Raw genomic sequence first — 23,609 nt, 5'->3', positions numbered from 1 at the left:
ATCGGACCGCGCGACCGAAGAGTTACGTGGTGGTAAGCGGCGCCGTACGTCCGTGACCTGAACGTTTCTGGCAGGGAAACCCGGCTACTGCTTTCAGTTGGAAAGAAATCAGCCACATCAACGACACGCCGGATTGCTACACGGCCGACCACAACGTTCTAGACGTGCTCGGCCATCGCCTTGATCTCAGTGGCCGTGATCGTGTCCATGGGCCGCTCGCCCCACCTGGCTTCGGCCTTCTTCCAGTATGACCCGTAGCTCAGCATCGGCATCGGCGGCCGCTCGTCGTCGGACCTGTCGGCAGTTGTGTCGCCGATGAGGTCGGCCGGGTCCACGCCGAGGCGCGACAGCAGCAGCCGCGCCGCTTCGAGGTCTTGAGTGGTCGCGGTCATGATCCCTCCTCGGGGGCGGCCAGTGAGGTGTGGAAGGTGCACAGCATCGCCTGGGCGGCGGCTTCCGGGTGAACGATGAGCACGTCGTGGACGGGATCGGCGAGCAGCAGTAGCCGGCTGCCCGCCAGCGCTGCGCAGCCGCGGCGCACTGGAGCCGGGAGCGCGACGTAGGGCTTGCGGGGCATGACGAACTGCGACGTCGGAAGCTGTACGTGCCAACGCGTTCGACAGCCGCCCGTAGACGGTGTCGACGGCGCCTTCGGCGTGGGTGAGCCCACCACCGAGGTGCGGCTCGAGCACGCTCTTGCGGCAGCCGGCCTCGGCGATCCGGATGCCGCCGATGTACTGGTGCATCCAGTCGGCGACCGCGCCGTAGGCGTAGTGGTTGGAGGAGTTCATGTCCACCGGCCCGAAGCTGCCGCCGGGCTGGCTGGAGTTCCAGCGTTCCCACACGGTGGTGGCCCCTTGCCGATCTCGTAGCCCCACGACGGGTAATCCTTTTTGGACAGCAACGTGCAGGCGAGGTCGTCAGCGCCGGCAGCAGCCACGGCGTCCCGATGAACCTGGTCCTGAGGTGGTTGCCGCTCCGCGCGAGCTTCGCCACATACTTCTCCCCCGCCTTCGCTTTGAACGCCGGGTCCGTGACGAGGTCCATGCCGAGGGCAAGCGCGTACCCGGTCTGCGAGTTGCCAGCACCGTCCCGTCCGCCGCCACATAGGCGCTGGTGAACGCCGCGCGGACGTCGCCGTAGAGCTGGGGGACTCGGCTGCTTCGGCGGTCCGGCCCACCGCCGCGGCCATGTCCGCCATCATCCGGACGTCCTGCGCCCAGGTCGCGGTCCCGAGGACACCCTGGTCCGACGGGTCGTCGAGGTTCAGCCAATCGTTGGTGAAGAACGTCAGCCGCCCGGTCTCCAGGTTGTCCGGTCCTGCACTCGCGCGCATAGGCGAAGAAGCGGCTCACCGCGTCGTAGTTGTCGCGCAGCACCTGCCCGTCGCCATAGGTGTGCCACAGGGCGTAGGGCACGTGATCAGCGCGTCACCCCAGCCGACGCCGCTGTTGTCGATCGCCCCGTTGGTGGACGGGACGACGGCCGGGATGGACCCGCTGCTCTTCTGCTCGTCCCGCACGTTGGTCAGCCACCTGCCGAGGAACGCCCGCATGTCGCTGAGGTAGGTGGCGGTCGGCGCGAAGATGTCGATGTCGCCGGTCCAGCCGAGCCGCTCGTCCCGCGCCGGGTGTCGGTCGGGATCGAGAGGAAGTTGCCGCGCGCGCCCCACGCGACGTTGCTCGGCAGCTGGTTCAGCATGCCGTCGCACGTCCCCAGCGTGCCGATGCGGCGCAGGTCCGAACCCCCACGACGCCCTGCAGGTCGGCGGCAGGCTCCGGCAGCGATCTGGCCTCCGAGCTCTGCAGCCAACCGGACGGCACGACGATGCTCGGGCCGACCGCATCGCGGGCTCTGCGATCCTGGCGGATCATCCGAGGGCGGGCCGCAGTTCGGCCGACCACGTCTCCCAGTCCGTCCTCCGGAGGAGTGGGGCGATGACCGCCACGCCCGGGAGGTCGCCGGCAACTAGGCTGGTCAGGATGCCCTTCGGACCACATTCCACGAACGTGCCTGCGCCGTCCGCGTGCACCCGCCGCACGGCGTCGAGAAACCGCACCGGGGTGGTCAGGTGTCCCGTCAGGACCCGGTCCACGTCCGCGCTGCCGGCGACGTACCGATCGATCAGCGACGAGTACACCGGCACCCGCGGCGGACGCCGCGGGACCGTCGTCACCGTTGCCGAAAAGTCCTTCTCCGTCCTCGCCAGGATCGGGTTGTGGAACGGGTACGGCACCCGCAGCCGGGTGACCGGCACGCCGAACGACGAAGCCACCGCCTCCAAGCGCTCCAGTGCGGCGTCCGGGCCCGAAACCACCACCTGGCCCGGGCTGTTGTCGGCGGCGACGCTCAAGTGACGCTCTCCCACCGCGCCCAGCAGGTGACGAGCCCGGCGGACCCCGCACGCCAGGGCGGCCATGCCGCCCCGGGGCGTCGACGGCCGGCGCAGGGCTTCATCACCCCGGAGCACCAGACGGACGCCGTCGCCGAGGGACCACGCTCCGGAAACCGTCAAGGCGGTCAGATCGCCGAAGCTGTGCCCCAGCAGGAGGTCCGGTCGCACGCCGCAGTCCGCCAGCAACCGGAAAGTCACCACGGACGCCGTGAAGATGGCCAGGTGGAGGGTCGTCGGGTCGGACTCGGCCAGCTGCTGCAACGAGGGCGCCGTGGTTTGCAGGAGCTTCGGCGAGACCGGCGGGTAACCCAGCCCGGCGACCGCGCCAAGGTGGATCTTGCGTGACAGGCTTTCCTGCGCCGGTTCGACATCGAGCGCACCTTCCGCATGTTCAAGCAACCCCCCGGCTGGACCACCCCGAAACTCCGCTCGCCCGAGGCAGCCGACCGCTGGACCTGGCTCCTGCTGACCGCCTACATCCAGCTGCGACTTGCCCGTGACATCACGGCGGATCTGCGTCGTCCGAGGGAGAAACCCCGACCAGCTCAGCGACTCACTCCAGCCAGGGTCCGCCGAGGGTTTCGGAACCTACGTCCACAGCTCACCTGCCCGACCCGTGTCCCGAAACCCTCCCGGCCCGGTCCCGGACGCCCCGCAGGACTGCCTAACCGCCAACCCGCAGCCCGCCACGACGTCCACACCGTCACCAGCGCAAACAAACAGAAACCCAAGCACGGCAAGAAGACCAAGTCGACTAACCCCCCGACCCGCCGAACAGGTTAAAACTCGAGCTAGAGCGGACGCCCGTGCAGCGGCTACCCCTCGTACCGGATTTGGCGACTGTGGTCAGATCCTAAGTTCGTGCAGTGGCAGCAACTCGGGAGTGATGGTGGCGAAGCGGAGGTCGGGCCTGACGCGGTCGTGCAACCGAACGGATCCCGGTTGCGGCTGGCCCTGCACGCGGGCAAGATCGGCTACGACACCGACGGCGGATGTTCTGTGGTTCTCCATGCCCGTTGCCTCAGCGAGGGAAGACGTCGCCGGCAGACTGGCTCAGCTGTAGGTGACCTGGGTGGCGCCGGTGGTGATGTTGTAGGTGATGCCGCCGTGCTGGAAGGTGTTGCGGCGGCCGACGGACACGGCGTACTCGTCGCTGGTGACGTAGCCGAGCGCGCTGTATTCCCAGCCGAGTGAGGCCCACTTGTCACGGATTGCCCCGCGGATCGACCACGCTCCCGTGCCGGGGGTCCAGTAGATCGATGCGGAGTTCGTGAAGTGGTTGTAGCGGCCCACGCCGTCGGGGGTACCCGATTCGTCGGTGGTGGGGTAGCCGAGGCCGCGTTCCCAGTCGAGCGCGGCCCATTTCCTGCGGATCTCGCCTTGGACGCTGTGGGCGCCGGTGTTGACCGTGTAGTAGATGGACGAGTTGGTCGTGAAGTGGTTGTAGCGGGCGACGCCGTCGGGAGTGCTCGACTCGTCGGTGGTGGGGTAGCCGAGGCCGCGTTCCCAGTCGAGCGCGGCCCACTTCTTGCGGATCTCGCCCTGAACGTTGTGCGCCCCCGTGCCCGGGGTCCAGTAGATCGACGCAGCCATACCGAAGTGGTTGTACCGCGCGGCGCCGTCGGGGGTGGCGGTCTCGTCGGTGGTCGGATAGCCCAGGCGTTTCTCCGCGCCGAGTGCCCGCCACTTCTTCCGGATCTCGCCCTGCACGCTGTGCGCGCCGGTGCTCGGTGAGGTGTAAATCGACCCGACGACGAAGTCGTTGTAGCGGCCGACGCCGTCCGACGTGGCGGTCTCGTCGCTCACCGGGAACCCGAGCGCGCCGCCGGGGCCGCCGAGCCGCTGGTAGGCGGTCAGGAGCTCGGCGTGCACCGCCCACGCGCCGGTGTTCGGGGCGAAGTCGATGACGCCGCCGGTGTACTTCTGCTCCCAGCCGCCCGCGACCGGGGTTTCGCCACCGACCGGGGTGCCGAGGTAGGACGCGGGTCCGCCCAGCGCGGCGTAGTGCTCGGCGATCTTGTCCGGTCCGCTGCCCAGCGCTGCCGCCCGGACCTGGTCGGCCGTGCCGTTGAAGTAGTCCTGGTCACCGGGGAAGAGGCCGGAGTCGGCGTACTGCCAGAAGGTGAACGCGTTCCAGCCGCCGGGGATGGTGCCGGGGTCGGCGCCGTTGTGCTCGATCCACAGAGGACTGGTGGTGGCGGTGCCGGTATCGCCGCCGGTGCAGTTCGTCCACCAGCCGTTGGTCGTGTAGATCGCCGGCCACCGATTGGTGCGGTCGTGGATCGTGGTGGTGAAGTCGGTGATCCACGCGGTCATCTGCGCCGGGGTGAGGCCGTAGCACCAGCCGGGCCAGTCAGCGGTGCCGTAGGGGTTGTACTCGATGTCCAGCACCGGCGGCAGGGTGTGCCCGTCGGCGACCCAGCCGCCGCCCTGGCTGAGGAAGTAGGTGGCCTGCGCGACACCGGAGGAGGTGTCCGGCAGCGCGAAGTGGTAGGCGCCGCGCATGAGCCCGGCGTTCGCCGAACCGGTGTAGTTGGCGGCAAATTGCGGGTCGACGTAGGTGGTGCCTTCGGTCGCCTTCATGTAAGCGAAGGTCGCGCCGTTGCGGGCGGCAGTGGTCCAGTCCACCGAGTTCTGCCAGTGGCTGACGTCCATGCCCGGCGCGTACCCGGCTGCCGCGGCGCCGGTGGCGCGGGCAGCGCTGCGGGCCACGCTGTGCCCTTCGACACGATGCGCCATCGAACCCATGAAGTCGGATTCGGGGTGGGCCGGTGTGCTTCCTTGGGCTGGGGCCGTGCTCAGCAGCACGCCCGCCAGCAACGCGGGCACCACGAAAAGAGCGCGCACCACCATGAAGTCCTCCACAGCTTGGTTCGTTCGGAACTGTAGCACCAGGTAAAACCGATTGACCGTCACTTTCTCACCGACAGCGCCGATACGTGCCCCAGTACCTCGATCCCAACGGCCGGCCCTGAGCCCTTGTCGTCCTTGCCGCACCCTTCGGCTCCAGCGTTAGTACCTTCACCTGCTGAACCCTGCTTAACGGAGTGCCGGCTCTCCGATTGATCACCGAGCTGCCGACCCGAATTCCGGTCCATAACTGCGACCACACTCGAAGACGGCGAACGATACGACGTTCGATCGCCGTCTTCGAACTCGCTCCTGGGAGCGTGCCACAGGAACAGTGTCTATCGATCAGCCTTGGCTTCGCCGTCCGGATCGATTTCTTCGAGCAGCTCAGCGGCGTCCACGTCACCCCAGGATGCAGCCCAAGCCAAGATCTCCTGCGCTTCGCCTCGCCGACCTTGCTCGACGAGGAACGATCCTAGCTGGTATCCCCATCCAGGCTCGTCATTGTCCTGCGCAAGAAGGAATTCCCTCTCGGCCCCAACTAGGTCCCCTCGCTTCTCCCAGAGGAACACGGCGTAGTTTTGATGCGCAAGCGGCGCTTCCAGATCAATAGCTTTCCGGAAGTGATTCTCCGCCTCATCCAGTCGATCCTGCTCAGCATAGACGTTGGCCAAAGCGACATAGGTACTGGGGTGGCCATCATTCAGATAGCGAAGCGCCAGCTGTTCCGCCTTATCGAGATCATCAAGATCATGAAAATAAAGCGAAACCAGGTTTGTCGCTGCCAAACTGTCGCCTTTGACGATCGCTCGCTGAAGAACTTCGATGGCTTCATCGTATCGCTCTCGACGTCGAAGAAACACACCATAATCATTAAGGGCGTCGTCGTCTCCCGCGTCGATCGCCTGTCGATACGATGATTCAGCCAACTCGTCGTCCTCGAGGTCGTCCGCGATGTCCCCGAGTAGGCCGGCGACGTGCGTCTGCCCTTTGGCTACAGCTTCGACGAGTACCTGCTTGGCGCCCTCGAGGTCATTGATCTCCTTGAGCGTCAAAGCCAATATACGGTCAGCCTCCGGCTCGCCCGCTGCAATAGCCGCACGCAGGATCGGTACAGCTTCTTCGTGACGGTCCTCGACCCGCAGGGCAGCACCCTGGGCGGTGAGAGGCCGGATGTCTTCGTTGCTGGTCATGCTGTTCCTGTCGATGTGAGTGCAGCTAGAAAGCTATGGCGCAGGCTGGGAAGGCTGGACCGCAAGCAGGCGATGCGATCTTACCCAACCACCAGAGTAGGCCGCCGCCTGCCGCTGCGGCGCCGAGCCAGCCCCACCCACCGCCGGAACTCGACTGAGAACCGGGCGCGGGAGCAGTACTGCGGTAGCTGCCACGGTTCAGCGAGGGAGAATCATGCATCAGTTCACGGTTGCGCAAGGACAATCCCCCACCGTTGAGCCGCGCGAACGAATTTTGCTGCCCCTTGTTCTTCTTGGGGTTGCCGTGCTTGTTCGGGTTCAGCGGGATTCTGCGACGCTTGCCGTGGTTGTCACCCTTGCTGTGTTTAGGTTCCGTTCTCTTGCTCGCCCCCTTGCGGTGGCCTTTGCGGTTCGCCTGGTTGCGGCCGTAGTCGTCTCCCCCGTTTTTGGGGCGCATGCCGTCGGTGTCGGTGGCATTGACGGGGTCGGCGTTGACGTAGTCGTAGTCGTTCGCTGACCCGCCGTCCACTGGGTCGACGGAAAGGAACCGTCCGAGCGCCGGGAGGTAGGGACGTGCACCCATCTGCACGAGCGCGAGTCCGCCGGCGTGTTCGTAGGGCCGCTGGTAGGTGCCGAGCCAGCCGTAGTCCATCTTTCCCGGCTGGTTGTCGGGAACGTTGTCCTTGTCGGTGGTTCCGCTCACGGTCAGCGGCTCGCCGTAGGGCGAGTAGCTCCGCAGCGCACCGACCTGGTGACCGCTGTTGTCGGTGGTCAGGACAAGATTGCCGCGGATGTTGGCGGCGTCCCAGGTGGCCGCGGCGCCGTCATAGCGGGCGGTGTATACGACGCCCCCTGGCAGGCCGAAGGTCCGGCTGAGCAGCTTCTTGTCGCCGCCGGCGAGGGTCAGCGACGCGGAGTCCCCGTCGCCGAGATAGGAGTACAGCAGGTCGGTCGCGGTGTCGCCCTGTGCGACGTTGCGCCTGGTGATCCGGTTGGTGGCGTCGCGGACGTAAGCGACATCCGCGGCGGCCGCACCGGTGCCCCGGACGGTGAGGTTGCGGTTGTCGCTGTCCCAGCCCAACGAAGTCGTCCCGGTGGGTGTGGTCAGCTGCGTGGTGTTGCCATGGTTGTCGTAGCCGACGGAGCTGATCGTCGTCGCTCCGGTGACGGCCAGCAACCGGTCGGCGTTATCGTAGCAGTACCCGGTTTCTGCGGTCCCGGCACTGGTCTGGTCGAGCAGCCGGACCCGGTTGGTGTTGAGTCCCGCGTTGCTCGCGCTGCCCGTCGGGCAGGTCGCGGCGGTCGGTGAGGTGAAGTCGTAGGTGTAGTGGTGACCGGTGACGTACGCCTCGGTGAGCCTGCCCGCCGTGTCGTACCCGTAGTTGGGGCCGTCGGGCCGGGCGTCGACGCCGCCGAGTGATTCGTCGACGATGGTGCCCGCCCGGCTGCGGCCGACCTGGGCGACGGTGGTGGCGCCGTCGCTCGTCTTCCAGGTCAGGCTGGTTTCCTGCCCGGCGGCGTTGCGACCGATGCTGCTGAGGCTCAGGCCGTTGGCGTACGTGACCGTCGCCAGCTCGCCGGCGGCGTCGTAAGCCGAGGTGGCCAGGGTTGCCGTGCCGTGGGTGACCGTCGTCGGACGGCCGGCGTCGTCGTAGCCGAACGTCGTGACCTGAGGCGCATCCACGGCGTTGGGCGGCGTCACCTTCTGCTGGCTGACCCGCCCGGCGATGTCGTAGGTCGTTTCGGTGCGGGTGCCATGGACATCGGTGTAGGCGACGACCCGCCCGAGGAAGTCCGCCGTGGCCGAGACCGTGCCGAAGTTGTCACTGATCGACGTGGTCAACGGGTTTCCGCCGACGGCGTAGTCGTGAGTGACGGTGCGTTCACCGCTGGTCGAGTTCGCGGGACTCTTGACCGAGACGACCCGATCTCGGACGTCATAGGTCGTGCAGATCCAGTCCCCGCTCGTGGCCTGAGCGACGATTCGGCCCGAAGCATCGTAGACGTTTTCGTCGGTGCGGGCCGGCCCCGATGCCGGCGTGGGTGAGGTCAGCAGCTTGGGCTGGCCACCCTGGTTCACCGCCGGGCTTCCGGCGACGCACGGGTTCGCGCGGGTTTCGGTGTCGCCGTAGTACGCCGTGGCCGTGACCGCGTTGTTCGGAGCCGTCCGCGTAGTGGACCGCAGGTAGCCCGTACCCGGCGCTTCGTACGTGGACGTCGTGGTGAGACGGCTGGTTCCGGTACCGGTGGAGATACTGGTGTCTGCCCCGAAGACCGGGTCGAGACCGTTCTGGCCGTACTGTGTGGTCGACGTCTTGTCCGGCACGCCGTCGGACTCCGACTCGACCGTGGACGTGCTCAGCCCATAGCGCGGGTGTAGCTGGGTACCAGGGACGAGTTCTTGGGTGCCAGCGGGCGTGGTCCAGTTGAGGTCGAGTTTGGCGTAGCCGCCGTTGTCGTAGTAGTCGATGCGGATCTTCTTGACCTGGCCGGGAGTGTCGCTGTGAACGACGGCTTGGCGTTCGGTGGCGTTGCTGATCTGCCAGTAGTCCATGACGAGCTGGTCGTCGATCCACATGCGGATACCGTCGTCGACATTGGCCCGCAGCGTGTAGTCCCCAGCGGCTGGGAACGCGATCTCACCGGCTAGCCGCAGCGAGAACCCGTCGCTCGAGATACCCGGGGTGACGTCGTTGCTGTACTCCCACGCGCTCTTGAGCGTGCCGTCGGTGGTCCCGATGCCGGTGGTGTAGGCCTTCGGCGCACCAGTCAGCGTGAGGTTGTCGTACCAGGACGCGGACAGACCGTTGATGCCTTCGTCGTAGCCGGTGTGGCTGTGCGGGACGGTGGCCGCGCAAGCCGGGGTCGGGTTCTGGCCGGTGAAACAGGCCGCCGGCGCCGGCCCGTAGGTATCGGTGGGCCGGTCGGCGTAGTCGTAGACCGTGGTCGACACCCGCCCGGCCGGGTCGGTCGAGGTCAGCTGCTGGTCCTTGACGTTCCAGGTCTCGCTGGTGGTGCGGCCGGTCGCGTCGGTGGTGGACAGGGCACGGTCGGCGTCGTCGTAGGTGACCTTGGAGAAGAACCCGGTGGCCGGGTTGAGGCCGAGGACATCGACGAAGGTCTGGTGGTTGGCCGGATCATAGCGATACGCCCGGCCGGGATGCGGCTGACCGACGGCGGGTGGAGGCGAAGTGACGCTGGTGGCCTTCGGCTTGACCGCGGTGTCGTAACCGACTGACGTGATCAGGTCGCCTGCGTTGGCCTGACGGTTGGCGGGGTCGGCGGCGATCCAGTCGTTGGCCAGGCTGTCGCGCGTGGCGCCGAGCAGGCCCTGGGCATTGTAGCCGTAGTCGGTGATTTCCGAGCCCGGGTCCTCGATGCGCCCTAGATTGAGTGTTCCGGTTCCGAAATACCAGAGGCGGGTTTCGGTGCCGTCCCAGTAGGTGATCCGGCACAGCATTTGCGACGGCGGCAACGCCGCGGCCCCCGGGGGCGGGGTCACACCGCCGTAGCAGTCATCGCCCGGGCGGTTGTAGTGCAGCACGTGCGAACGCTGCGAGACCGGGTCCTTGATCTCCCGCAGCCGCGACGGCGTCCCGTCGTAGAGGTACTGCAACGTCGCCGGCTTGCGGCCGTCGAGCACGCTGGTCTGGGTTTCCAGCTTGCCATCGGCGCGGAAGACGTAGATCGCGCCGCCCTCGTTGAGGGTGACCTTGCCGGCGGTGTCGAGGGCGATCGTGCCGTCCTCGTTGTCCGGTGCGGTGTAGCCGCCGGCGCTCTTCTTGGTCCAGGTGTGCTTGGCGCCCGACGCGTCGGTCAGCACGATGTTCTGGTCGGTGACCTTGGCCTCGGTGTAGCTCGCCCCATCGCCGTCCAAGTCGGCCGACAGCGCCCAGCCCTGCGGCAGAACCGGGAGGTCGGAGGTGTAGAGCCAGTCGGCGGGAACGATCTGCGGAGCGACGGTGGTGTTGTCGGTGGTGCGGACGAACAGCCGCATCTTCGCCGCGCCCATCGCCTCGGCGTTTTCCACCTTGATCGGCACCCGCTGTCCCGCGGTCAGCGACACGTTCGTGGATTGGGTCCAGTTCAGGTCACTGGCGGTGTTGACCTCGTAGACCTTGGCACCGTTGATCCACACCGTGCCGCCGTCGTCGTGCACCCCGGCGAACTGGTAGGTCCCGGTCACCGGAGCCTGGAAGAACCCCTCCCAGCGGGCGACGAACCAGTCCGCGGGCAACGCCGGCGCGAACGGCGAGTCGGTGCCCCAGTCCACGTTGACCTGCGGCTCCGGCCGCACCAGTACCGGCTGCTGCGCGTCGTTGATGATCCCGTTGTGGGACAGGTCGACGAAGTAGGACGCCTTGAGGCCCTTGTTCTCCACCTGCTGCGAGTTGTAGGTGAAGCTCAGCCCGGCATTGCCACCGACCGTGGTGAACGACGGTGTCTGCTCGGCGGTGGAGACGTTCCCGTTGGCCAGGTTGACACTCACCGGCCCCGCAGTGTCCACCGGCGACGGGCCGTGGTCACCGATCCGCTGGTCGATCTTCAGATGCCCGATCCAGGCCGGGGTGATCGTGGTGGCGCCGCTGTAGGTCATCGCCTGCCACGTGTAGGCGACACCGTCCTGCAGAACACCCGCCGGCACCGTCCACGTCGGAGTGGTCAGACAGCCGGACTCGACCACGACACCCGACTTGCCGTCGGCGCCGGTGGCGATCCGGAAGCAGTACTTCACCGCATCACCGTCCGGGTCCGTCACCGGCGCCACCGACAACGTCGGCGTCACCGACGTCGACACCGTCCCGTCCGCCGGCCCCACCAGCGTGGTGGCCGGGGCCGGGGAACCGGTGTCCACCGTGAGGGTGGCGTTGAGGTTCTTGTAGGTCCAGGTGCCCGGGTTCTCGGCACCGATCAGCATGAACGAGACGTTGCTGTCACGGGCGTTGACCCGGGTCCGCAGGAAATCGGTGAACGCCTGGCTGGAGAACGAACCCACGTCGCCGACCAGGGCACTGGCCAGGAACGGTCCAACAGCGTTGAAGTTGTTGTCCAGGGCGTGGTACAGGTTGGCGTTCCAGGTCTTCACCGAGCCGACGACGCTGGTGTTGCGGGTGACGTCCACACTCGCGCCGACCACGGTCTTGCCCCACAGCGGCGAGTAGTCGAAGTGCGCCACCGACCGGTTGTAGGTGTCCCCGTTGGCCTGGCTGTTGCCGATCCGCAGCCCGCAGTTGGTGCAGGTGGTGCCGTCCGAGCGGTAGGCAAAGGAGAACTGCACCCCGAACGTCACCGTCGGGTCCACGAACACCGGATACACGCGCTTGGGGTCACGCAACCAGTTCGCGTCGACCGCGACCGTCAGCCACCAGTCCTTGCCGGACTTGTCGAGGGTGTAGGTGCCGCCGGTCATCGCCGGCGCCGTCACCCCGCCGCCGGCGGAGTCCCAGGTCTCGATCGGCGGCAGCACGAACTGCGCCGCACCCGCCGCATCGACCAACGTCACCGACCCGTTCTTGTCCAGCTTCGGTGTCAGATCGCCGGTGGTGAGCTTGAACCGCCACGACGAGCGCCCGTCCGCCGGCGGCCGCTTGAGCTTGATCGTCTCCTTCACCGCGCCGGACGTGACCTCGTAGTCCAGATCGGTCCCCGCGGCGACCTCGGGGTAGGTGACCGAATCACCCTTCACCGCAGCGGCCGCCGGCGCCGCCTGGTCCAGCGCCAGGCCCGCGGTGTGCCCGCCCGATTCGACCTGCAGCACTGCCGCGTCGTTGGCCTTGGTCGCCAGCGAGGGGCTCAACGGATGGTGGTCCGCCTCGGCGCGCTTGGTCGACGGATCGGTCTCCAACGTGGTCTGGACCGGCTGCCAGTTCCCGGCCGCATCCTGCACGTTCATCGGCTGGCTCGACTGCCGCACCGAATGCGTGCCATCGACATTGACGTACTCGGTCATGTACGTCGACCGCGACACCGGCCTCGACCGCTGCGGGTCGAAATGCGACCCCGCACCCCCGTCCAACCGGGACTGAGCGGAGAAATCCGCCTTCGACGGCGCCTGGGGCGCCACTGGCGCCGGCGAGGCCGACGGCAGCAACCCGACCTCACGTGGATCGACCGGCGACGCCGCAGCCGCAGCCCAAGGCGCCGCGACCACGGCTTCCACGGTGCCGGCCAGCAACGCCAGCACCAGCAGCACGATGAGCGATCTCGTTCGGCCCAGTCCCCGAACATGCTTTACCCGCAGCACGGCCCACCCTCCCCTGCACGACACGCGACGCGCGCCGCCCCTCAACCGCCCACTGCGAGCACTCGCCCGGTGGGTAGAACGCGAGCAAACAGACGTATGTCCGTTTCACCCGTTTGTGACCTGGTGTTTTGCCAGGATTCGTCGATCACATCGGAAGAACCTCACGCCCTCGTTACACCGTCGAGTGAGACACAAGACACAGTTGACGACCTGTGAAGGAAGCCGTATCAGGCTTCGCCGTCGGGCCATCGGGCACGCCGCACCCGCGGGCGTCGCAGCGGGATCAGCCCAGCGAACCAGGCCCACGCCGGCGGTGCACGACCACCGGTCCGCACCGCGGGCTCGATTCGGGATGCGGGCCTCTGCACCGTCGGCGCTCGCCCTGGTGAGTCGTGCCGTTCACCCCGCGAGCCCGCCGCCCCGGCATCAAGCCCGCACCACGCCACATCGAAAGGGCGATCTCCGTGTCGAAGGGCAACCAGCAGGTGGCTCAACACCAACGTCCTCATCGGATTCACCGAGAGACGCGGCCACGCCTGGCACTACCGCGCCGACCACCAAGGCACCGAACCGAACCACTACCCGGTCCAATTCCCATCGTCGAGGTCAAGCGCCGCCTGTTGCCTCCCCCACCCGCGGCCCTGAACCGGGTCTCCAAATCGGCCACCTGACGCTCACCGAGGAGCATAGTGAGGAGCACCTGATCACGGGTTACGGCCTTATGAACCGCGACGGCACGTCACCTCGCGGTCCGCGCAGCACGCCACCGGGAAGCGTCGCCCCGGTCGCGAACGGCGATGACGTCCGGCTGCTGACCGCGTCTCCGCACGGAATCATGAAAGGGGACGAGTTTCAAGGTCCGGACGCCCTCCCCTCGTCCAGCAGGTGGAGGCTTCGTGTCCAACACATCAAGCACATTCGGCGGAGTAGTCGGAAGGGTTTCTTAACCCGTCCATTGGCGACTGGACACCCGGCAACCCTTTGAGTTCGTGGAACACGCCGCCGGACGAACTGCCGTCGGATCGATCTGCTGCGGACGTTTACGGCCGCAGGACCGGCCTGCTGTCCGTCGCGGGGTTTCCGGTCTTCGCCGCCGGGAACCCGGGATGCAGCCGTACCCGAACCCGAGGAGACCTCCCGTGGCCATTGCGACCGTCAACCCGGCGACCGGAGAAACCCTGCGCACCTTCGACGAGCTCACCGACGCCGAGGTCGACCGCAAGATCGCCCGCGCGGTGACCGCGTTCCACGAGCACCGCCGGACCTCGTTCGCCGAACGGGCCGAACGGATGCGGCGGGCCGCGGACATCCTCGACGCCGAGACCGACGAGCTCGCGCGCCTGGCCACCCTCGAAATGGGCAAAACGCTCGCCTCGGCGAAGGCCGAGGTCGCCAAGTCCGCGAAGGGCTGCCGCTGGTTCGCCGAGCACACCGAAGCCCTGCTCGCCGACGAACCGCACGACGTCGACGACGACAGCGGCGCGAACGTCTTCACCCGGTACGAGCCGCTCGGGCCGGTGCTCGCGGTCATGCCGTGGAACTTCCCCTACTGGCAGGTGTTCCGGTTCGCCTGCCCGGCCCTGATGGCCGGCAACGTCGGCCTGCTCAAGCACGCCTCGAACGTGCCGCAGGTGGCCCTGGCCATCGAGGACGTGCTGCGCCGCGCCGGCTTCGCCGAAGGTGTCTTCCAGACGCTGCTCATCGGCTCGAAGAAGATCGAAGCGATCATCGACGACGACCGGGTTCGCGCGGTCACCCTCACCGGCAGCGAGCCCGCCGGACGGCAGGTCGGCGCCCGAGCCGGGCAGAACGTCAAGCCCAGCGTGCTGGAGCTGGGCGGCAGCGACGCCTTCATCGTGATGCCGTCGGCCGACCTCGACGACGCGGTCGACAACGCGGTCGCGTCGCGGATGCTCAACAACGCCCAGTCGTGCATCAACGCCAAGCGCTTCATCGTCCACGAACAGGTGGCCGAGGAGTTCACCCGCAGGATGTTGGCCAAGCTGGAAGGCCTGCGCATCGGCGACCCGATGGACGACGACACCGACCTCGGCCCGCTGGCCTCCCCGGACGCGGTCGAAACCCTGGCCAAGCAGGTCGCGGACACCGTCGCGGCCGGCGCCCGCCTGCTGACCGGCGGCCACCCGATCGAGCGACCCGGCCACTACTTCGAGCCGACCGCGCTGACCGGCATCCCCGACGGCTCCCCCGGCCACCGCGAAGAGTTCTTCGGCCCGGTCGCCCTGATCTGGACCGCCCGCGACATCGACGACGCCATCCGCATCGCCAACGACTCGACGTTCGGGCTCGGCGGCAGCGCCTGGACCCGCGACGAGGCCGAGCAGCAGCGGTTCGTCACCGAGGTGGAGACCGGGATGATGTACATCAACAAGTTCACCGCATCGACACCGGAAGTACCCTTCGGCGGGACCAAAAACTCCGGCTACGGCCGCGAACTCGCCGGCTTCGGGCCGCGGGCCTTCGTCAACGCCAAGACCGTGTGGATCGCCTGAGCGGGCTACCGGTTTTCGTGCCTGGGCGGCGGCGCGATCTCGGTCTCCCGACGCCGGTCGGCCTCCGCGCCGGTACGGTGGCGCGCGGCTTTCCGCCGGTGCTCCGCGGCACCCGCCTCGCCGCCGTCGGCGGCTTTGTCGTGCTGGGCCGCGGCCCGCTCGTGCGCCGCGGCCGAGCGCAGCAGCGCCGCGCGGACCCGTCGGCGGGCCGCCTCCGCGCGCTGCCGGGCGGCGAGCAGGGATCCGGGTCCGGCGGCTCCCTCGGCCGGTGGCGGCCCACCGCCCTCGTCGGCGCGGGGCTCGCCGAAGTTCGAGGCCGCGGCGGCCGGCTCGGAGCGCCGCCACCGGGCGGTCTCCGCGCGCTGACCGGCGGGGGTGCAACGATCATGGGCGAAGTCCGCCGTCTCTTCCGCGACACCGGCTGGGCGCTGCACGTCCCGCGCGGGCTGCAGGAGCTGCGCGGCCGGCTCACCAAGGGCACCACCCACCTTTCCCAGCTCCTCGGCCGGGCTCCCACTCCCAGCGAGCTCGCCGGGCACCTCGGCATCGACGTCGATACCGTCGAGAAGGACTGCTCGCCGCGAACTGCTACGAGACGTCGTCGTTGGATCGGCCGGCCGATGCCGGCGGCTCCTTCACGCCGGCTGACTCGATGGGCGAACTCGACGCACGCTTCGAGCACGTCGAAGACCACCAGACGGTCGTTCCGCTGCTGCGGCGCCTGCCGGAGCGGGACCGGGCCATCATCACCATGCGCTTCTTCGACGGCTTGAGCCAGTCACAGAACGCCACCCGGATCGGGGTGTCCCGGATGCAGGTTTTCCGGTTGCTCACCAGGATCCTGCGCGACCTGCGCGCGGAAACCGCCGCCTGAAGGTCATCGCCCGGCCAGATCGGCCCACACCGTCTTGAGGGTGCCGGTGCGGGTGACGCCCCATCGCGGGCTGATGGCGTCGATCAGCAGCAACCCACGCCCCCGTGTCCCCTGGGGCGCCCCGCCGTCGAAGTGGAGTTCCAGGTCGGGGCAGGCATCGTCGATCTCCAGCCGGCCCGGTGATCCGGGACCCCGGCAGAAGACGCGCAGGGTGCGGGCGCCGCGCGCGTGGTCGAACGCGTTGGTGACCAGCTCGGTGGCCATCAGCAAGGCGTCCTGGACGGCATCGAACGTCTCGTCGTCGAGCACCGAGCGCAGCCAGGTGCGCATGGCCGCCAGATCGGGTGCCCCGCCCGGAGCGAAGGAATATTCGTGCATGGTGCGTCGTGAGTGGTTCATGGGGGCCTTTCGGGCGGTGCGGAGCCGACCGTCGCCGAACCCTCGAAGTTTCGAATACCCCGGTAGCCGTAAAATACGCACCGAGCCGCGGCCCGGCCTCGGAAAACCCGGCTGGGTCGCACCGCCCGGCGGCGATCGCTCGGCTCACGCGACAACGAAGTAGCGCAGCCACGAATACGGCGCGGCCTCGGAGTGCGCCGGGTCCGGGATGTCGTTGGTCAGCGTTCGTGACGACCGACATCGCCGGCCCCGGCCGCGACCTGCACCGACCGATGGCTCTGAGCAAGAGTCGCCACGTGATCACGCCCCGGACGAAGCGGAATTGCGTTCCAGCAAAGCTTTCAAAGCAGCCAAGTCCTTGCGGTTGGCCGGCGCATCGCCGCGGCCATCAGCGGCGCGCTGATCGCCGAGAACCCTTTCGGTTCGCCCCGGTTGCGCAACGTCATGTGCGTGCCAGTGCTCCCGTGCGCGGTGAAGGTGTTGGTCGTCTCCATCGGAACGGGCCTTCGGCGGTGCGCATGGTCGGCCAGAGGCGGCGGCGTCTTCCACTCCACGGATTCGATGTTGGCGTACCACTCCGGCGCACGAGAGGGATCGATCGTGTACTCGGCGACCACGTCGCGCGGAACGCCGATCACGATCTCGGTCTGCACATCGACGGCCACCGGCCTCCCGGGTCCCGTTCGAACTGCCGAGGAGCACGAGCCGGCGTGGCCCCGATCGCCCATATTGGCTCCGACCGGAAACAGACCCGAAGCCGAGGGTTTCACGGCGGCAGGGCTCGACGGGAGGAAACCCATGACCGAGGAACTGCTCAGCGAGCAGGAGGTCGCCCGGCGGGTGGACGACGTCACGAGCGCGCTGGAGCGGTTGTCCGTCGGCCTGGAGCAGGGTGAGGAGCTCCCGGTGGTCCAGCAGCGGCTGTGCCGGCAGGTCGTCCAGCGGTCCCGGACACCGACATGGCCAGCATCACGCTCCTGCGCGACAGTGCGCCTTACACCGCCACGTCGACCGGAGAAAGCGCTCTCCGCATCGATCAGGCCCAATACGACGCCGATGAGGGGCCGTGCCTGGAGGCGGCGCGGACCGGCCAGGTCCAGCGCGTCAAGGTCAGCGAAGCCGCTCGGCGATGGCCTGCTTTCACCGCCGCGGCCGGTGACGACGCGGTGGCCAGCTACCTGTCGGCGCCCCTGTTCATCGAACGGGAGTACCACTGATCCCTCAACCTCTACGGCACCGACGGCGACGGCTTCGGCTCGCTCGACGCGGCCTTGCTGGAGCTCTACACCACCGCGGCCGAAGCCGCGCTGCGCAGTGCCGCCGCTCCCGGCACGCTCTGGAAACCGTGGAAGAGCTGCGCACGGCCTTGACTTCACGAGCCGTCATCGACCAGGCCAAGGCATCCTGATGGTCCTGTACCGCATCAGCGCCGACGAAGCTTTCGCGCGGCTGGTCAAGCAGTCGCAGGACACCAACGTAAAGCGGCGCGAAGTCGCCGAGCGGTTCGTCGCCGACGCGGTGAACTCGCCCCGCTGACCTCCCGTGGGCGGATCGAGCGGTTGACGGCTCGCCGGCCGGGTACGCCGTGACGGTTGCCCTTCCCGAACGGAGGACTCATGACCTTGCCCTTGCTCGAAAGCCACCCCGACCAGCTCGGCGGGATCGACCCCACCGCGATCGCCAACTGCATCGACGACTGCCTGGCCTGCGCCCGGGCCTGTGCCGTCTGCGCCGACGCCTGCCTGTCCGAACCGGCCGTCGCCGACCTCGCCCACTGCATCCGCACCGACCTCGACTGCGCCGACCTCTGCGGCACCACGGCCCGCGTCCTGTCCCGCCGGACCGGCACGACGGCTGTCCTCGATGCGCTCCTGCTCGCGTGCGCGGAGGCCTGCCGCGCCTGCGCCGAAGAATGCGAACAGCACGCAGCCCACCATCGTCACTGCGCACTCTGCGCCGAAGCTTGCCGCAGGTGCGAAGACGCCTGCCAGGCGTTGCGCGAGCACCTCGTCGGGACGGCGTGATCGCCGTGGCCGAAACCGACCAGTCGCTGGGCGAGCTCGAGGTGGTGCACGAGTTCACCGGGGCGATGCCGACCGGGGTGAGCGTGTCCCGCCAGGGCCGCGTGTTCGTGAACTTCCCGAAGTGGGGCGACGACGTGCGGTTCACCGTCGCCGAGATCCGCGACGGCGACCTCGTTCCCTACCCCAGCCAGGCCTTCAACGACCCCAAGAGCGACACCGATCCGGACGCCCTGGTGTCGGTGCAGAGTATCGTCGTCGATCCCGCCGACCGGCTGTGGATCCTCGACACCGGCAGCCCGCTGTTCCGGCCCACCGCCCACGGCGGCCCCAAACTGGTCTGCGTCGACCTCGAGCGTGACGAAGTCACCCGGACGATCCTCTTCCCGGAGGACGTCGCCCTGCCGACCACCTACCTCAACGACGTCCGGTTCGACCTGGGCCGCGGGTTCGCGTTCATCACGGACTCCTCGGACCAGGGGCCCAACGGGATCATCGTCGTCGACCTGGACACCGGCGAATCCTGGCGGCGGCTGCACGACCACCCCAGCACCCAGGCCGAAACCCCGCCGGACCTGCGCATGGTCGTGGAAGGCCGCGACTTCGTCGAACTCTCCGAAGACGGCTCGGCCAACCCGATCGAAATGGGCGCGGACGGCATCGCCATCGGCGCCGACGGCGCCCGCCTCTACTACTGCTGCCTCGCCTCCCGGCGCTGGTGGAGCGTCTCCACCGACGCCCTGACCGACCGCGAGGTCGACGACGACGCGGTCGCCGCGACCCTGATCGACGAAGGCGACAAGGGTGGCGCCGGCGACGGCATGGAAACCGACGACCAGGGCCGCCTCTACGCCACCGACGGCGAGCACAACGCCATCCACCGCCGCCACCCCGACGGCCGCTGGGAGACGGTCGTCCACGACCCGCGGCTGCTGTGGCCCGACACGATGTCCGTCGCCGCCGACGGCCATCTCTACGTCACGGCGAACCAGCTGCACCGGCAGGACAAGTACCGCGGCGGCAAGGACGAACGGCAGCCTCCGTACTCCCTCTTCCGCACCCCGATCGACGCCGGCCCGATCGCCCTCGGCGAAGGCACCGCCTGACGAGGGCGCCCATCGGCTTCTCCGGCACGCCGGTGGGGCGTTTGGCGCTGACAGCGGCAGGTGAGGGATTCGAACCCCCCGAACGCTGAGCAGCCTGATTTACGATCAGATCCCTTTGGCCGCTGAGTAGCCTTGCTCCACCGGGCCCGGATCGGCGCCGGCCGCACCCGGTGTGGCCGGTGCCGATCAGGCCCCGAAGTCAGCTGACGCTCAGCACGGTCTTGCCTCGGCCGTTGGGGCGGCCGCCGGTCTGCGCCGGCACTCCGTGAGGCCGCGCCGCGTCATCGCGGGCCGATCGCCGCCAGGAGGTCACGCGCGCAGGCCCTGGCCGCGTAGACGGCTGGGCCGCGGTAGCCCGGTCCCGCGTGCCGGGCGGGGTCGAGCAGCCGCTCGGCCCGTGTGGCGGCCCCGATCGCCGCGTCCGCGCCGCCGTCTCCGGCGAGCGCGGCGCACGCCCGGGCCAGCTCGGCGACCGCTTCACCCAATGCCTCAGGCAGTTCCTCGCCCGCGTCGACGGCGGCACCGGTGACGCGCACCAGGCTGAGCACGGCGTTGGCCAGCAACGTCAGGTGCTTGCTGCGGGCGATCGCGGCATCGACGCTCGCCCGCGAGCGCCATCGGCGCGGCGCGATCAGCACCACCTGCCGCGCCGTTCCGCGGGCCTGGGCCAGCGCGGCCAGCCGCGAGTGGATGCGCTGCCCGGCGGCCAGTTCCCGGTCCGCGTCGCCGGCCGCCGGCGGGCCGGCCTGCCGCAGTCCGTTCAGCGCGTCCCGCAGTTCGGCGAACAGGCCGCGCGCGGCGTCGTCGAGCAGGCGGTGCGGGTCCGCAGGGACCAGCAGGACGCCGATCACCACCACGACGCCGCCCCCGACCAGGGCGTCCACCAGCCGTTCGGTGCCGGAGCCGGGCCGGTGCAGCGCGAGGATCAGGATCGCCGACGCCGCGGTCTGGTTGACGAACATCAGGCCTTGGCCGAACGGGCCGCCGCCGAGGGCCAGCGCACCGTACACCGCCAGGAGCGCCGCGAGCGCGAAGGCCGGCGCGGCCGTGCCGGCGATCGCCTCGACGAGCGTGCCGAGCACGATCCCCAGCGCCACCCCGCTCATCAGCTGCAGCGCCCGCTGTCCGCGCAGCACGTCACTGGCCGACAACGAGACGGCCGCCGCGATCGGCGCGAAGAACGGCTGCGGGTGCCCGAGCAGGTCGTGGGCGATGTACCAGGACAAGCTCACCGCGACCGCCGTCTGCACGACCGCCCACCGGGCCCGCCGGAACCGGCCGACGGCCGCGCGGGCGGTGGTGCGCAGCCGGTTCTGCCACCGCGAAGTCACCGCCGACGGGTACCCGCGGGCAGCGGCGGCCAAGCCCGGCACGACGTCCCGGTCCGGCCGCACCAGGGCTCCCGGCACTCGGGCTCTCGCTCCGCTGGCGTTCGCCGGACCGACGTGACACCTTGGATCCATCGGTTCGTGGTGCTCGACGACGCCGACGTCCCGGCCGCCGCGGCCGCCGGCGCGTTCGGCAGTTTCGTCCACCAGGGCCAGGTCTGCATGGCCGTGGGCCGGCACCTCGTCGCCGAGAAGCTCGCCGACGCCTACGTCGCAGAGCTCTCGCGCCTCGCCGACGACCTGCGGGTCGGCGACCCCCGTCACGACGTCGACCTGGGACCGGTGATCAACTCCGACCAGGCCGACCACATCGAATCCGTCGTCCAACGGTCGGTCGACGCCGGCGCGAAGGTCACCGCCGGCGGCCGGCACGACGGGCTGTTCGTCCGCCCGACCGTGCTCGCCGGCGTCACCCCCGACATGCCGGCGTTCACCGAAGAAATCTTCGGCCCGGTCGCCGTCGTCACCACGTTCACCGACGACGACGAAGCGGTCCGCCTGGCCAACGCCCCGCCCTACGGGCTCGTCGCCGGAGTCCACAGTGGATCCGCCGCTCGCGCCCGCGCGGTCGGCGACCGCTTGCACGCCGGGATGGTGCACGTCAACGACCAGACCGTCAACGACGAAACCGTCGCACCCTTCGGCGGGATCGGCGAATCCGGTGGCAGCAGCCGGTTCGGCTCCTTCGTCAACCTCGACGAGTTCACCCGCTGGCAGTGGGTGACGGTCCGGGAAGAACAAAGCCGGCCACAGCTGTGAACACGGAACCGAGGTAATGGTGACCGACCAGCATCCGGAACCGGCCGGGGAAACCGAGCACGAGAAGTCTTCCCGGGCCGATTCACCGGGCACCCGGCGTGCTCCACCGCGTCGCAACGACCCGCAGGGTCCGCTCGAAGACGAGCACGCCCGCTCCCGGAAGGGTCACCCGTCCGGGAGCGAGAACTTCCGCGGCGAACCGTGACCGGCGCACCGCCGGGCCGCGTGCTCCCCGTGCTCGGTCGGTGCGCTCAGGCCGATACGTCGAGGACGGTCTTGAGCCAGCCCTCTTCGCGCCGGTCGAACGTCTCGTACGCCTCGATCGCGTTCGCCGGCTCTTCGTGCTGGGTGATGAACGCCAGCGGGTCGATCGCCCCGGACGCGACCGTGCCGAGCAGGCCCGGCACGTACCGGCGGTGGTTGCAGTTGCCCAGCTTGATCGTGAGGTTGCGGTTCATCGCGTCCCCGAGCGGGAAGCGGTCGAAGCCGGGCGGGTAGACGCCGATCACGCCGATGGTGCCCGCCTTCGCGACGGCCTCCACCGCCCACCGCACCGCCAGGCTCGGCGCGTTCCCCGGCACCCACTGCTCCCCCGACGGCGACGCCTCCGGCGCGGCCTGCGCCCGCTCCTGCTCGAACTGCTCCGCCTGCTGCGCGAGCTGCTCGGCCGCGGGCCCACCCGACGGCCGCTGGGCGTCCACGCCGACCGCGTCGATCACCCGGTCGACGCCGATCCCGCCGGTCAGCTCCCGCACCACCGCGACCGGGTCTTCGCGGTTGAAGTCGACGGTTTCGGCGTTCTGCGCGCGCGCCTTGTCCAGCCGCGACGGCAGCCCGTCGACGACGAACACCCGGCCCGCGCCCTGCCGCTTGGCCGAAGCGATCGCGAACTGCCCGACCACGCCGGCGCCCAGCACCAGCACGCTGTCGCCCTCGCCGACCTCGGCCAGCCGGGCCCCGAACCACGCCGTCGGGAAGATGTCCGACACCAGGATCGCCTGGTCGTCGCTCACCGCGTCCGGAACGCGCACCAGCGTCGTCATCGCGAACGGGATCCGCGCGTACTCCGCCTGCAGCCCGTCCACCGGCCCGGTCGTCTCCGGGCCGCCGAAGAACGACGTCCCGGCCGACGGCCCGTTCGGGTTCGCGGTGTCGCACTGGGCGAAGTACCCGGCGCGGCAGTACGAACACGTGCCGCACCCGATGGTCGAGGTCACCACCACGCGGTCACCCGGGGAGAAGCCGCGGACGGCCGGGCCGACCTCCTCCACCACCCCGACGGCCTCGTGGCCCAGGATCGTCCCCGGCTGCATGCCCGGCATCGTGCCCCGGACCAGGTGGAGATCGGTGCCGCAGATCGCGCTGCGGGTGATGCGGATGATGGCGTCACTCGGCTCGAGGATCTTCGGATCGGGCACCTCGTCGATGCGGATGTCACCGACGCCGTGCCAGACGACTGCCTTCACTGCTTCCTCCTCCGATCGGAAGCCATCCGCGTACCCGGCCTCACCGCAGGTACACGCGCGGAGCGCGGTCAGGGCAGCGCGGACAGCAGCGCGTCGAGGGTGATCGGCAGCTTCCGCACCCGGACGCCGGTCGCGTGGTACACCGCGTTCGCGACCGCCGCGGCGGTGCCGACGATGCCGATCTCGCCGATCCCCTTGGTGCCCATCGGGTTCACGTGCGGGTCGTGCTCGTCGAGCCAGTCCGCGCGCAGATCACCGATGTCGGCGTTGGTGGCGACGTGGTACTCGGCCAGGTCGTGGTTGACCACGTGCCCGGTGCGCGGTTCGAGGACGCTGTCCTCGAACAACGCCATGGACAGCCCCATGGGCCCTCGACGTCACCGTCCAGGCGCAGATCCTCG

Annotated in this window: 18 protein-coding genes and 4 pseudogenes; 7 read left to right on the top strand and 15 right to left on the bottom strand. The window is 69.0% G+C overall.

Translation table 11 applies throughout. The annotated features are described in order from the left end of the window. Positions 1 to 158 precede the first annotated feature (158 nt). From AB0M93_RS00635 to AB0M93_RS00595, 9 genes and pseudogenes are all read right to left on the bottom strand, one after another. Positions 159 to 392: a hypothetical protein gene (locus tag AB0M93_RS00635; protein WP_364266464.1), complete on the bottom strand. Its 234-nt coding sequence runs from the start codon at positions 390 to 392 to the stop codon at positions 159 to 161. Then, positions 389 to 577 (bottom strand): hypothetical protein, encoded by a 189-nt coding sequence (locus AB0M93_RS00630; RefSeq protein ID WP_364266461.1) that lies wholly within the window; start codon positions 575 to 577, stop codon positions 389 to 391. Before AB0M93_RS00630 ends, AB0M93_RS00635 begins: the two co-directional genes overlap by 4 nt. Before the next feature lie 166 nt (positions 578 to 743). After that, positions 744 to 911: pseudogene (locus tag AB0M93_RS00625) on the bottom strand (hypothetical protein); the annotation flags it as partial. Between the two features lie 64 nt (positions 912 to 975). Next, positions 976 to 1,047, bottom strand: a pseudogene (locus AB0M93_RS00620) (hypothetical protein); the annotation flags it as partial. Between the two features lie 304 nt (positions 1,048 to 1,351). Then, a pseudogene (locus AB0M93_RS00615) lies at positions 1,352 to 1,701 on the bottom strand (hypothetical protein). 169 nt (positions 1,702 to 1,870) lie between these two features. Then, complete coding sequence (locus tag AB0M93_RS00610; RefSeq protein WP_364266458.1) at positions 1,871 to 2,794, bottom strand: acyltransferase domain-containing protein; 924 nt, start codon at positions 2,792 to 2,794, stop codon at positions 1,871 to 1,873. A gap of 654 nt (positions 2,795 to 3,448) precedes the next feature. Beyond that, the gene (locus tag AB0M93_RS00605) at positions 3,449 to 5,248 is read right to left on the bottom strand and encodes a GH25 family lysozyme (RefSeq protein WP_364266455.1); all 1,800 of its coding nucleotides are present in this window, start codon (positions 5,246 to 5,248) and stop codon (positions 3,449 to 3,451) included. A gap of 335 nt (positions 5,249 to 5,583) precedes the next feature. Beyond that, positions 5,584 to 6,438 carry a tetratricopeptide repeat protein gene (locus AB0M93_RS00600; RefSeq protein ID WP_364266452.1) on the bottom strand — a complete coding sequence of 285 codons (855 nt, stop codon included), beginning with the start codon at positions 6,436 to 6,438 and terminating at the stop codon, positions 5,584 to 5,586. A gap of 25 nt (positions 6,439 to 6,463) precedes the next feature. After that, positions 6,464 to 12,631, bottom strand: a complete 6,168-nt coding sequence (locus AB0M93_RS00595; protein WP_364266449.1) for a PA14 domain-containing protein — start codon at positions 12,629 to 12,631, stop codon at positions 6,464 to 6,466. 1,190 nt (positions 12,632 to 13,821) lie between these two features. Between AB0M93_RS00595 and AB0M93_RS00590 the strand changes: the two genes are divergently transcribed. Further along, positions 13,822 to 15,195 (top strand): NAD-dependent succinate-semialdehyde dehydrogenase, encoded by a 1,374-nt coding sequence (locus tag AB0M93_RS00590; RefSeq protein ID WP_364266446.1) that lies wholly within the window; start codon positions 13,822 to 13,824, stop codon positions 15,193 to 15,195. 5 nt (positions 15,196 to 15,200) lie between these two features. Here the strand turns inward: AB0M93_RS00590 and AB0M93_RS00585 are convergent, their stop codons facing one another. Continuing rightward, on the bottom strand, positions 15,201 to 15,683 hold the full coding sequence (locus AB0M93_RS00585) for a hypothetical protein (RefSeq protein ID WP_364268935.1): 483 nt from the start codon (positions 15,681 to 15,683) through the stop codon (positions 15,201 to 15,203). 164 nt (positions 15,684 to 15,847) lie between these two features. Between AB0M93_RS00585 and AB0M93_RS00580 the strand changes: the two genes are divergently transcribed. After that, positions 15,848 to 16,069, top strand: coding sequence for a sigma-70 family RNA polymerase sigma factor (locus AB0M93_RS00580; RefSeq protein ID WP_364266443.1), 222 nt, complete (start codon positions 15,848 to 15,850; stop codon positions 16,067 to 16,069). Between the two features lie 3 nt (positions 16,070 to 16,072). Here AB0M93_RS00580 and AB0M93_RS00575 read toward each other — a convergent pair whose 3' ends face one another. Beyond that, positions 16,073 to 16,447: an ATP-binding protein gene (locus tag AB0M93_RS00575; protein ID WP_364266440.1), complete on the bottom strand. Its 375-nt coding sequence runs from the start codon at positions 16,445 to 16,447 to the stop codon at positions 16,073 to 16,075. Positions 16,448 to 16,809: 362 nt separating this feature from the next. Continuing rightward, positions 16,810 to 17,133 (bottom strand): hypothetical protein, encoded by a 324-nt coding sequence (locus AB0M93_RS00570; RefSeq protein WP_364266437.1) that lies wholly within the window; start codon positions 17,131 to 17,133, stop codon positions 16,810 to 16,812. 294 nt (positions 17,134 to 17,427) lie between these two features. Here AB0M93_RS00570 and AB0M93_RS00565 point away from each other — a divergent pair, with 294 nt between their 5' ends. From AB0M93_RS00565 to AB0M93_RS00550, 4 genes are all read left to right on the top strand, one after another. Then, positions 17,428 to 17,685 (top strand): GAF domain-containing protein, encoded by a 258-nt coding sequence (locus tag AB0M93_RS00565; RefSeq protein ID WP_364266434.1) that lies wholly within the window; start codon positions 17,428 to 17,430, stop codon positions 17,683 to 17,685. 190 nt (positions 17,686 to 17,875) lie between these two features. Then, positions 17,876 to 18,004: an ANTAR domain-containing protein gene (locus tag AB0M93_RS00560; protein ID WP_364266431.1), complete on the top strand. Its 129-nt coding sequence runs from the start codon at positions 17,876 to 17,878 to the stop codon at positions 18,002 to 18,004. 80 nt (positions 18,005 to 18,084) lie between these two features. Then, entirely contained in the window at positions 18,085 to 18,492 is a 408-nt protein-coding gene (locus tag AB0M93_RS00555; RefSeq protein ID WP_364266428.1) for a four-helix bundle copper-binding protein, read from the top strand. Between the two features lie 5 nt (positions 18,493 to 18,497). After that, positions 18,498 to 19,595: an L-dopachrome tautomerase-related protein gene (locus tag AB0M93_RS00550; protein ID WP_364266425.1), complete on the top strand. Its 1,098-nt coding sequence runs from the start codon at positions 18,498 to 18,500 to the stop codon at positions 19,593 to 19,595. Between the two features lie 281 nt (positions 19,596 to 19,876). On the opposite strand, the gene AB0M93_RS00545 is transcribed toward AB0M93_RS00550, so the two are convergent. Beyond that, a complete protein-coding gene (locus AB0M93_RS00545; RefSeq protein WP_364266422.1) occupies positions 19,877 to 21,004 on the bottom strand; it encodes an FUSC family protein in 1,128 nt (375 codons plus the stop codon). Positions 21,005 to 21,040: 36 nt separating this feature from the next. Between AB0M93_RS00545 and AB0M93_RS00540 the strand changes: the two genes are divergently transcribed. Next, a complete protein-coding gene (locus tag AB0M93_RS00540; RefSeq protein ID WP_364266419.1) occupies positions 21,041 to 21,742 on the top strand; it encodes an aldehyde dehydrogenase family protein in 702 nt (233 codons plus the stop codon). Between the two features lie 251 nt (positions 21,743 to 21,993). On the opposite strand, the gene AB0M93_RS00535 is transcribed toward AB0M93_RS00540, so the two are convergent. Both AB0M93_RS00535 and AB0M93_RS00530 read right to left on the bottom strand, forming a co-directional pair. Next, complete coding sequence (locus AB0M93_RS00535; RefSeq protein WP_364266416.1) at positions 21,994 to 23,208, bottom strand: zinc-dependent alcohol dehydrogenase; 1,215 nt, start codon at positions 23,206 to 23,208, stop codon at positions 21,994 to 21,996. A gap of 68 nt (positions 23,209 to 23,276) precedes the next feature. Next, positions 23,277 to 23,573, bottom strand: a pseudogene (locus AB0M93_RS00530) (xanthine dehydrogenase family protein molybdopterin-binding subunit); the annotation flags it as partial. Positions 23,574 to 23,609: the final 36 nt, after the last annotated feature.

The organism is Amycolatopsis sp. NPDC051102, from assembly GCF_040682815.1.
Lineage (GTDB): Bacteria > Actinomycetota > Actinomycetes > Mycobacteriales > Pseudonocardiaceae > Amycolatopsis.
The sequence above is the reverse complement of the archived record's forward strand: the minus strand, read 5'-3'. Positions and strand labels throughout refer to the sequence as shown.